Raw genomic sequence first — 10,946 nt, 5'->3', positions numbered from 1 at the left:
ATCAAAGACTCATTCACGAATATCAAAGACTCATTCACGAATATCAAAGACTCATTCACGAATATCAAAGACTCATTCACGAATATCAAAGACTCATTCACGAATATCAAAGACTCGTCAGCGAGTATCAAAGACTCATTCATCCACCTCAGATACTCGCCCTGGCGAATGGAATTCGCAGCTATACAGATAAAACCCACCTCCATGGGTTTCAAATTCCTGAGTCCGCGCAGGCGGACTTAGTTTGTGTAGCCGCGATTTCTAATCGCCAGGTATATTTATTTGCAATGGTGAGATGCTCTCATACATCTGTTTATGTTTGGCTAAAAGCTCTTGATATTTCTCGTTTGTCTTCGCTTCTACCCACTTGGCTTTAAATATTGCTGCTGATTCCGCTTTCACTGAGTCTACTTCATAAGGAAGAATCTCTTTTTTATCACCTGAAGTATCTGAATTTTGTTTATATTTCCTGCCACTCTTATGATTAGCATAACGGCGGGAGCGAGTATAGCCCATTTGGATAAACTTTCGTGCCATATCTGCGCCGACAAAATCATCTTGTTCTAGATATGCAAGAAAAAGCTCGTAAATCTTCTCGCTCGACTCTCTAGCAATATCAGGAGTTTTAAACCGCCAGTAGGGAAGAATTTCTGATTTGTATGGTTCAACCAAAAGTACACCCTGCTCACCCTTGCCAACGCGATAGAGTTCAGGATGTTGGCGAAAATCAATAATTTTAAAGTCTAAAGAATAATCAAATGCCATGCGAAGTGTTTATTATGAATAATAAACTTTAATAAAAAAGTCGAGCTTCTATCTCTGTAGGGAAATTTTATTTTATTATGCTATCTAGCACCCAAACCGTGAACAGTGTCCTTGCTCCGGGCAATCTGCGTAAAGTGCATCACATTGCCCTCAACGTCCAGGATATGCAAGCTTCCCGCTATTTTTATGGCACAATCCTGGGTTTGCATGAACTTACAGGCGACGAAGTACCCGCAACTCTGGTGGAACTTGTCGCATCTGGGAAAGTAGCCAATTTCATTACCCCGGATGGGACGATACTGGATTTATTTGGGGAACCAGAGTTATCACCACCAGATTCCAATCCAGAAAAGACTTTTACTAGAGCCTACCATCTAGCCTTTGACATAGATCAGCAGTTATTCGATCGCGCGGTGACAGTGATCAGAGAAAATAAAATAGCGATCGCACATGGCCCAGTCACTCGTCCTACTGGTAGAGGTGTGTATTTTTACGATCCAGATGGCTTTATGATTGAAATTCGTTGCGATCCAGATGTCCATTAAATAATTATTTGTCAGCAAAAAACCGGAAATACTTCTATGACAGCACTGACATTAAACCTTAATTCAATTCTTAAACTGACAACAGATCAGTTTTATCAGCTGTGTGAAGGAAACCCCGATTTACAACTAGAACGCAATGCCCAAGGAGAATTAATCATAATGCCACCAACGGGAGGAGAAACTGGAAAAAGTAACGTTAATTTAATTCTGCAATTAGCATCATGGAATGAACAAAAGCAACTAGGCGAAGTTTTTGATTCTTCCACTGGATTTACTTTACCAAATGGTGCTGACCGTTCTCCTGATGTTTCGTGGGTAGAAAAATCTCGTTGGGATAGTTTGACTCAAGAAAAAAGAGAAAAATTTATTCCTTTATGTCCTGACTTTGCAGTTGAAATAATGTCGCCATCTGACACTTTGAAAAAAGTTCAAGAAAAAATGCAGGAATATATATCAAATGGTTGTCGTTTAGGTTGGCTGATAAATCGAAAAAAACAGGAAATTGAAATTTATCGTTCTGGACAAGATGTGGAAGTTTTAAAATCACCTCAAACTATTTCTGGAGAAAGTGTTTTACCTGGTTTTGTACTCAGCCTCAAAAAAATTTGGGGATAATAATGTTTAAAAATGCCCGAATGGATAGAACACACGGTAGTTAAAAGGATACTAGTTAATCTACTATGACCGCGAAACTCATGCAAATATTTAAAGTAATCGAAGATGCGATCGCAAAACCGCCAATTCCACACGAACCATACAGGCAATCATTGAAAGCTTGGGCGATGTATTGTTTGCGCGACAAAGGTTTTATAGTCGTTTATGCTCAAAATGCCGACTTTGCTATTGAAAGAAAGGGCGAAGAAAAGCTATATTTTAAAGTTTCAAATAGCCCCGATGATTTAGATGATTCTATTAGCTGGATTGTTTGGGATAGTGCAACCAAAAGCGCCAGTCTCATCCCCAAAAAATAGACTGATATCAAAAAATCTTACTCCCCTTCCCTTGTAGGGAAGGGGAGTATTCAAAGCCTCTCTCATGCAAGGAGACAGGAATGGAAGTGAGGTCAGAGTAAACTAGAAGCGCTAGAATCAGGTTTCTCAAATACCATTAAATGCTGTTGAGGTAACAAGTTTTTAGTTTCCCGCCAAACCAAACCAACAGCTTGCATTTCTTTACGGACTTGCTTTTGAGTCATCTTGTGCAGACGTTTAATCATGATAAAGGGATTTTCACCCCGATACTCAACCAACACCACTCGACCACCTGGTTTAAGTGCTTTGACAATTCCTTGCATCACTTCTTGGGGATACTCAAGTTCATGATAAGCATCCACCATCAACGCCAAATCGACACTTTCAGGTGGTAGATTTGGGTCAGTAAGGGTTGCCAAAACAGGCTCAACATTGGTGACATTTTTCTCTTTTTTGAACAACTCAATGATTTCCAACATTTCTGGCTGAACATCTACAGCCAACACCTTACCTGCTGTTAATAGCGGCGCGATGCGAAAGCTCAAGTAACCTGTACCAGCGCCAATATCCGCCACCAGATCATTAGGTTTCAAATTGAGGACGTTAACTACCTTACTTGGCTGTTCCTCTCCCTCTCGGCTTGGACGTTCTAGCCAGCCAGCGCCCGTATATCCCATAACTTTGGCAATTTCTCGCCCCATGTAATATTTGCCGATCCCATCTGGATTATGGATTATCCGTTGTTCGTAAACTGTGGTGGATGAAGACGCAGCTTGTGCTGTCAGGGTTGGATTCAGCAGCAAGCAACTCAACATCACAACAAGAGTTACTATAAAGTGGAGAAAATTTGACATTTGGTTATGACTGATCAGGATAGTTATAAGCAGCAACTAAGAGAATTTTATGGTAGTAGAACAACTTATGACCATGAGGAAGGTACTCGCCATCCTCTAGAAGCGAAGATTCTACTTGAATTTGTGCCGCTAAATTCGGGACAGAAAATCCTTGATGTGGCGACTGGAACAGGTTTAGTTGCAATACCCGCAGCTGAAAAAGTTGGTTCAGAGGGCTATGTGATTGGGATTGATATGACCCGTGGAATGTTGCATCAAGCAAGACTTAAGATTGCAGCAGCAAGATTACAAAACATCGAGTTGATTGAAGCAGATGCAGAAGATTTCAACTTTAGTGATAGTAGTTTTGATGTTGTCTTTTGCTGTGAGGCAATTGTACTTTTTCCTGATATCCTTGCTACTTTGCAAAAGTGGTATCGCTTCTTGAAAACAGGAGGGTTTGTGGCATTTACCTGTCCTCCCGAAACTGCTTTTATGGCATCTCTTCAGCAAAGGATCTTTGCTAGAGTTTTGGGCGTATCATTACCACATATCCTTCAACCACTTGGAACTCCAGAAAAATGTCGAAATTTGCTCAATCAGGCAGGTTTTAGAGATATCGAAATTAAGATTGAGCCATCAGGACGTTATCGCCCTCTTAGGGATAGCAGATTATCTAGAACAATAATTAATATAAATTTTAAAGGTAATCCCCTGTTGTCAAAATTATCACAAGAACAATTAAATCAGTTGCAAGTTGAGTACAGTACAGAAATTGAGAAACTAGCAACTGCTCAAGGTGTTTGGGAAGACACTACAAAATTCTTTGTTCGCGCTCGAAAATAAGTTGATGAGCAAAGCTTTACTCCTGAACTGACAGCTTCGGGCGATCGCGCATGATAATCTTGCCGTTGATAATGACAGTTTAATCTCCTAGGCCGATGTGGAAGTAAATATTTTCAGGATTTACTTGAACAGCCCCTAAAAATTTATAATCCAACCTTTATATGCAAAACCTGTCCCTGATGTTAATGCCTGTACTCGCTGCACAGAAAGCAGCAGGTGACGGTTTAATTAAACCTCTCGGTCATCATGAGCTGCTGTTGGTGCTGGTGCAACTGTCACTATTGCTTCTCGTAGCGCGGGGATTAGGTGAGTTGATGCGCCGGATTAACCTCCCGCCTGTTGTTGGGGAATTACTAGCAGGTGTGTTGCTTGGCCCTTCTCTATTTGGTTTGCTTCTTCCAGACTTACAGGCGCTCATCTTTCCCAAAAGTCAAAATCAGTCGGATCTACTTTCGGTGATTTCTTGGTTAGGCGTGTTATTTTTGCTGATTGTGACTGGGTTGGAGACGGATCTCAAGCTGATTCTTCGTAAGGGTAAAACGGCTCTGCTGATATCACTGGGCGGAATTATTGTCCCGTTTATCACCGGATTCGGATTGGGCTGGTTATTGCCAGATAGTTTTTTAGCCGATCCAGATAAGCGACTGGTATTCAGTCTGTTTATCGCCACAGCAATGAGTATTTCGGCAGTACCAGTGATTGCTAAGGTGCTGATGGACTTAAACCTGATTCGCCGTGACATAGGTCAAGTCACCTTAGCAGCTGGGATGACTGACGACACCATCGGCTGGATTTTACTTTCTGTGGTTTCAGGTTTAGCTACTAGCGGCAAGTTTGACTTTGGGACAGTTTTTCACTCCGTGAGTGCGGCAGTATTGTTTTTAGCGATCGCTTTCACAATCGGGCGTACCATCGTAGACCAGATTTTGCGCTGGGTTGATGACTACGTTGGCGGAATCTCCGCTAGTATATCAGTTGTGCTAATTCTTTCGCTCTCAGCAGCAGCACTTACCCACGCATTAGGTCTGGAAGCAGCATTAGGTGCTTTCGTGCTGGGGATTCTGGCAGGTCAATCCCGCCGCTTTAGCAATGAAGCTGGACATCTTCTAGAAGTCTTCACAGCAGCCTTTCTAGCGCCAATTTTCTTTGCTTCAGCTGGCTTGAAAGTTAACTTGCTAACCCTGTTAGTCCCCCAGACGTTGATATTTGGCTTGATTGTTCTCGCTGTCGCCTGTATTGGTAAATTTACAGGTGCTTACATTGGTTCTCGCGTCGGCGGCTTGAGTCATTGGGAAGGTTTGGCGATGGGTTCCGGGATGAATGCTCGCGGGGCGATGGAAATTGTCGTTGCCACCATTGGTTTATCTTTGGGAGTGCTGAATCCCCAGATGTACTCGATTATTGTCATGGTAGCGATCGCAACTTCCTTAATGGCTCCACCTCTTTTGCGCTGGTGTTTGTCGAAGGTGGTTATGAGTGAAGAGGAAGCTCGACGTTTGGAACAAGAAGAACAAGATAGCCAAAGCTTTATCAAGCAGATCCAGCGTGTCTTAATACCCACTAGCGGTGGTCCCAACATCCAACTCGCGGCGCAACTAGTGGGTTACATGGCTCACCAAAACTCGATAGAAGTTACATCTCTATATGCCCTGAGTGACAAGCAGCCCCAAAAAAAATCCCGTCGAACGGCAACCCAGGTAAAAGACACCGCCGCCGAGGAAGCTCTGGCTTCTGTTGCTGAAGAAATGCAGCTACCTGCTGATACCATCTTGCAAACAAAAACGGAGTCTGGGCGTAATAAGGCGGAGGTCATTCTGAATGAAGCGAACAAAGGCTATAACTTGATCGTACTGGGAGCTTCTGAACAGATCCGCCCCCAGAAAGCATTGTTCAATTTGCTTGTAGACAAGGTAGTACAAGAAGCGCCTTGTGCAACGATGGTGGTGAAGTCGCACCTACCCCAACCCAAAGGCGAGATATGCAAAATCGCTCAACAACAGCTGAAAAAAATTCTGGTGCCAACGGTTGGGACAGAATATAGCAAAAATGCTGTAGAGATGGCAAGTACGATCGCGGCTCAAACAGGGGCATTAGTGATGATCGTTAACGTGATTAATTTGCCACAGGTTGAGTATATTCTTTACGAACAGCGATCGCTAGCTCCAGTGAAAGAAATTGCCCATGATTTGCTCGAACAGCAAGCAGCAATTGGCCGCAATCTGGGTGCTGATGTCAAAACCTATATTCTGCAAGGAACCAGCCCAGAAAGGGAAATCCTCAAGTTTGCCCAAACCAAAGAAGTTGACCTAATTATTCTCGGAAGTAGTATCCGAATGGTTACAGGTCGCGTTTTCTTCGGTCACAGAGTCGATGCAATTTTGAATAGAGCACATTGCCCAGTAGCGGTAATTACTACGCCATAGTCGTTCTCAGCTTAGATGCATTTAGTTTGCTTGAATATAGCGACACTCACGTAGTTCACCAATCTAAGAATCTAAGCAAACTTTTCTTTAATGATTTGACCTTAGGAACGTGGATTAAATAAAATACAAAACTTTATCCTATCTCACGATCCCTCTCCTTTATAAGGAGAGGGATTGAGGGTGAGGTAAGCCAGGGATATAAATTGGATGTTATTTAATTCTTATTCCTTAGTACAGCATTTCATTAATTCGTAGCAAATTAAATTTTGCAATATCCTGCAATGCCAATGCATCCCAATACAATGTTAATGTGTTCCCCTGCAATGCCAATGCGTCCCGATGCAATGTTAATGCGTCCCTTTGCAATGCCAATGCATCCTGATGCAATGTTAATGCGTCCCTTTGCAATGCCAATGCATCCCGATGCAATGTTAATGCGTTTCTCTGCATTAAAAAACTACATTTTTACACAAAGCTGTACTTAGCGCGAAGCCCTGTAAGTGACTGATATTTGCAAATTAGCTAGAGCGATATTGTAATTCAAAATAGCTGTGACTCGATTACCTTCTGCTGTTGTCAGGTCATTTTCAGCAGCAATCACTTCTGTTTGAGTGCCCACACCAGCTTGAAACCTCAGCCTTGCTAAATTCAGAGCTTCCCTGGCTTGATTTAAAGCCACACCGGAAGTTTGCACATTATTTAAATTCGATTGCAACTGAGAATAGTACTGTTCTACATTAAAGCGAATTTGGTCGCGCTGGCTAGCAAATTGAGTCTCTGCGATCGCAATATTAGCTTTCGATTGAGCCGCACTCGCTCTTGCTGCGCCCCCATCAAACAAAGTTAGACTTCCTTGAATTCCTGCTGAATACCCATCAGTAACGCTGACGCCATCATTATACCGATCTAGCAGGTTGTAGTTGCCTACCAAACTAATTTGCGGCCCTAGCTGTGAAAGTGCCTGTCGTCGCTGTTGCTCGTAAATATTACGTTGTGCCAAATACTGTGGCAATTCTGGACGATTTTGAAACGCTTTGATAATAGTTTCTTCCAGTGTTGGCTGCCAAAGACCCGCTAATTCTACAGGATCTGCGGCAGTGATATCAACTGACTGCGACAAACTTAACAGAGTTGCAAGCTGACGACGGGCAATTAGCTGCTGCGAGATCGCATTAGTTAGGAGTTGTTGGGCATTTGCTAAATTCACCTGAGCTTGCAGCACATCGAAGTGCGTACCCACTCCAGCATCTTCTCTGGCTTGAGTATCCCGCAAACTAGCCTGGGCATTCTCCACAGCAGACCGATTAATTCTTACTTGTTCATCGGCTTGTTGCAAACCGTAGTATTGAGTCGTGGCATTCAACCTAATTGTAAGAGACTGAGTTTCAACATTAAATTCATCCACACGTAGTTGTTCTTCAGCAGCTCGGATAGTTGCCTCTCGATTCCCGGAGGTATAGAGGTTATAATTCAGTTGTGCTGAACCATTGAAAGAACTGCTGCTTTGAGATGAACTGTTGCTAAAACCATTGCCATTATTAGTCACATTACTGCTGATTCCCAGAGTAGGAAATAAGGCAGCTTGAGACTGACGTACGGCTGAACGACTGCGTTCTAGCTGCAATATAGCTACCTGTAAGTCTCGATTGTTGCGTTGTACTAGTTCCAAAGCTTGTGCCAAACTGATTGGCACAGTTTGCTGAATCCTTACTTCCTCCGGTTTGGTAGGAAATTGCAGAGGATTGGGATTGGGGTTGAGATAATCGGGAACCTGTACAGAGCTTGAGGAATTCTGCGGTTTTAGGGGAGTTGCTCCACTTGCTAAAGTTGGAAAAAAAATAGCGATGCCTGACGGCAAGGCTACCGCCAACGCGACGCTAACCCAGGTAGAATGCACGAAGATTAAGCTGAAATTCATAATTGATGTAGTCATTAATCGGGTTTCTTTGAGGATACAATCAAAAGTTTTCATCCTGATTGACCTGACAATGCTTTAAATTTTAAATTCCTCCTCAAGTGGTTGATGTTAACAAATTAACCTACGATCAAGCCATCCTGAACTCGAATAATCCTATTGGTTTGAGCAGCAATATCTGATTCATGGGTGACAATCACAATCGTGATCCCTTGGTCATTAAGTTCTGTCAGCAAACTCATCACCTCACGCGAAGTTTCAGTATCTAAAGCTCCTGTTGGCTCATCTGCCAAAACTAACGCAGGTCGGTTTACCAAAGCGCGAGCGATCGCTACCCGTTGTTGTTGTCCACCAGACAGTTGACTAGGACGGTTAGCTATGCGTTCCGCCAGTCCTACCTTTTCCAAGGCTTCTAATGCCCTTTCACGGCGTTTTGGCTTAGGCAAGTTAGCGTAAACCATTGGTAACATGACGTTTTCTAGTGCTGTCGCCCGTGCCAATAGGTTAAATTGTTGGAAAACAAAACCTATCCTTTGGTTGCGGATATAGGCTAATTCATCATCATCAAAAGTCGTCAAGTTTCTGCCTTCAAAAATATAGTCTCCAGTTGTGGGACGATCCAGACATCCCAAAATATTCATCAGCGTGGATTTACCCGAACCTGACGCACCCATAATCGAGACATATTCCCCTTCCTCAATGGAAAGTTGAATTCCCTTGAGTATTGGAACACTAACTTCTCCCAAGTAGTAAGTTTTAGTAATAGATTCCATCCAAATCATCGTTGGCATATTGATTTTGCCTTAATAAATTATTAGTTGTTAGTTGTTAATTTTTCCGAAATTGATTTACCGTAGGGGCAATTCATGAATTGCCCCTACAGCGTGTAGCTTTGCACAAGTAAGTCGGCGAGAAAAATTCAATGTATATGAAGAAATCTAAATTCTTAGTAGGGGAGCCACTGCGTTCATAGGTGTCAACTTAACCTGAAAACCTGCCTAGAAGCAGCTTTTAGATTATCTCGTTCCCAGTCTCCGACTGGGAATGCCGTTCTAGAGGCTCCGCCTCCCTCGCTGGCGGCAGAGCCGCCAAGAGCAGCATTTCCAGCCAGAGGCTGGAAACGAGGGTTTAAAGGAGTTTTACCTTAAGTTGACACGCATGCACTGCGTTGCGCGGGTTTCCCGCGTTGAAGCAAGTGGCGTTGTATTACGCCGTAGGCTAACGCACCTTGAATCGTTGACGGTGCGTTACGCTGCGCGATAACGCACCCTACATTTAAATTTATTAACATAACTTGAAATATTATCACCGACTTACTTAAGTCCTATTTTAAATTTTCCAGTTTTAATTATTTAGTCGCTTCGTAAAGCGTTGATTGGATCTAATTTAGATGCATTCCGTGCTGGAATCACCCCAGCAATTAAGCCAACGGTTAAAGAGAGTACAAAGCCAGCAATGATCGACAAGAAAGAAATTACAAAGGGAAATTTGAAAATGTTTGCAGCTGCAAAGGCTAATAAAATACCAGTCGCCATCCCAATACATCCGCCGACAATGGAAATCACGATCGCTTCGGCTAAAAATTGATTAAGTATTGCCGAATTGGTGGCTCCTACGGCTTTGCGAATCCCGATTTCTCGCGTCCGCTCAACCACGGAAACTAACATAATATTGGCAATACCAATTCCACCAACCACCAGAGAAATTCCGGCGATCGCTACCACCATTACTGTAAATAAACCCACAATACTAGTGAAGGTACTAACAATATCAGCTTGATTAGTCAGCCGAAAATCATCAGCTTGCGGCGGATAAATGTTGTGACGCAGCCGTAAGAGATTGGTGACTTGAAACTGAGCGGCTTCTAACTGCTCCTGATTCGCGCCTTTGACTAAAATTCCATTTACAGAAACGCCTACCAGGGCATTGTTACCAACCAGTCTCTTCGACATAGTAGTTAGAGGGATGAAAATCTGGTCATCTCGATCCATCGGGCCTTGAGCGCCTTTAGGTTCCATCACTCCAATTACTTCATAAGCCTCTCCCTGAATCCGAATTCGCTCGCCGATCGGATTTACACCCTTTCCAAAGAGTGTGGTTTGGACTGTGGGGCCAAGAATGGCAAACTGTGCAGCAATATCTAGTTCTTCCTGAGTAAAATATCTCCCTTGCTGGGGATGGGTATTTCTGACTTCTGGGTAATTTAAATCTGTGCCATAAATGGTTGTTGAGGTGTTCTGTCCTGCATATACAACTTGGGCGCTGCGTTGAAGATAAGCCGAAACCATCTGGGCTGATGGCGCTTGTGTAGCGATCGCGTTAGCATCTTCCCAAGTCAAGGTGCTGCTAGAACCTACTCCTTGACGGACATTTCCGCTTCTTGCAGCACCCGCTAAGATTTGGATCACATCTGTACCCAATGCTTGTATCTGTTGCTCAACCCCCTTTTGCACTCCCTGACCGACAGAAGTAATCGCAATGACTGAGGAAATCCCAATAATCACGCCCAACATAGTTAGACCCGTGCGTAATTTGTTACTCCACAAAGTCTCTGCCGCCATTGTCAAGATTTCCAGCAACGGTACTGTGCGGGTATTCTTAGCTTTGTAAAAGCCCTTAAATATCTTAAACATAAGGTTTTATTTAAA

General features: G+C 43.2%; 11 protein-coding genes. 5 read left to right on the top strand and 6 right to left on the bottom strand.

Translation table 11 applies throughout. From position 1 onward, the window contains the following. Positions 1–261 precede the first annotated feature (261 nt). A complete protein-coding gene (locus V7K30_RS04160) occupies positions 262–765 on the bottom strand; it encodes a DUF4385 domain-containing protein (RefSeq protein WP_334997383.1) in 504 nt (167 codons plus the stop codon). 77 nt (positions 766–842) lie between these two features. On the opposite strand from V7K30_RS04160, the gene V7K30_RS04155 reads away from it, so the two are divergent. From V7K30_RS04155 to V7K30_RS04145, 3 genes are all read left to right on the top strand, one after another. Next, a complete protein-coding gene (locus V7K30_RS04155) occupies positions 843–1,310 on the top strand; it encodes a VOC family protein (RefSeq protein ID WP_334997381.1) in 468 nt (155 codons plus the stop codon). Between the two features lie 36 nt (positions 1,311–1,346). Next, entirely contained in the window at positions 1,347–1,925 is a 579-nt protein-coding gene (locus tag V7K30_RS04150) for a Uma2 family endonuclease (RefSeq protein WP_334997379.1), read from the top strand. Positions 1,926–2,005: 80 nt separating this feature from the next. Continuing rightward, positions 2,006–2,281: a hypothetical protein gene (locus V7K30_RS04145; protein ID WP_334997398.1), complete on the top strand. Its 276-nt coding sequence runs from the start codon at positions 2,006–2,008 to the stop codon at positions 2,279–2,281. 92 nt (positions 2,282–2,373) lie between these two features. Here V7K30_RS04145 and V7K30_RS04140 read toward each other — a convergent pair whose 3' ends face one another. Further along, positions 2,374–3,096: a class I SAM-dependent methyltransferase gene (locus V7K30_RS04140; RefSeq protein WP_442941043.1), complete on the bottom strand. Its 723-nt coding sequence runs from the start codon at positions 3,094–3,096 to the stop codon at positions 2,374–2,376. Between the two features lie 45 nt (positions 3,097–3,141). Between V7K30_RS04140 and V7K30_RS04135 the strand changes: the two genes are divergently transcribed. Beyond that, complete coding sequence (locus V7K30_RS04135) at positions 3,142–3,960, top strand: class I SAM-dependent methyltransferase (RefSeq protein WP_334997375.1); 819 nt, start codon at positions 3,142–3,144, stop codon at positions 3,958–3,960. 161 nt (positions 3,961–4,121) lie between these two features. Then, entirely contained in the window at positions 4,122–6,383 is a 2,262-nt protein-coding gene (locus tag V7K30_RS04130) for a cation:proton antiporter domain-containing protein (protein WP_334997373.1), read from the top strand. 228 nt (positions 6,384–6,611) lie between these two features. Here V7K30_RS04130 and V7K30_RS04125 read toward each other — a convergent pair whose 3' ends face one another. The 4 genes from V7K30_RS04125 to V7K30_RS04110 all read right to left on the bottom strand — a co-directional run bounded on the left by V7K30_RS04125 (position 6,612) and on the right by V7K30_RS04110 (position 10,931). Then, on the bottom strand, positions 6,612–6,833 hold the full coding sequence (locus tag V7K30_RS04125) for a hypothetical protein (RefSeq protein WP_334997371.1): 222 nt from the start codon (positions 6,831–6,833) through the stop codon (positions 6,612–6,614). A 31-nt stretch (positions 6,834–6,864) separates the two neighbouring features. Beyond that, entirely contained in the window at positions 6,865–8,301 is a 1,437-nt protein-coding gene (locus tag V7K30_RS04120; RefSeq protein ID WP_334997396.1) for a TolC family protein, read from the bottom strand. A gap of 116 nt (positions 8,302–8,417) precedes the next feature. Beyond that, positions 8,418–9,089, bottom strand: coding sequence for an ABC transporter ATP-binding protein (locus V7K30_RS04115; RefSeq protein WP_334997369.1), 672 nt, complete (start codon positions 9,087–9,089; stop codon positions 8,418–8,420). A gap of 561 nt (positions 9,090–9,650) precedes the next feature. Continuing rightward, on the bottom strand, positions 9,651–10,931 hold the full coding sequence (locus V7K30_RS04110; RefSeq protein ID WP_442941042.1) for an ABC transporter permease: 1,281 nt from the start codon (positions 10,929–10,931) through the stop codon (positions 9,651–9,653). Positions 10,932–10,946 lie beyond the last annotated feature (15 nt).

The organism is Nostoc sp., from assembly GCF_036917655.1.
In the GTDB taxonomy this organism is placed as follows: Bacteria; Cyanobacteriota; Cyanobacteriia; order Cyanobacteriales; family Nostocaceae; genus Nostoc.
This window is presented reverse-complemented; position numbering and strand designations above follow the sequence as displayed.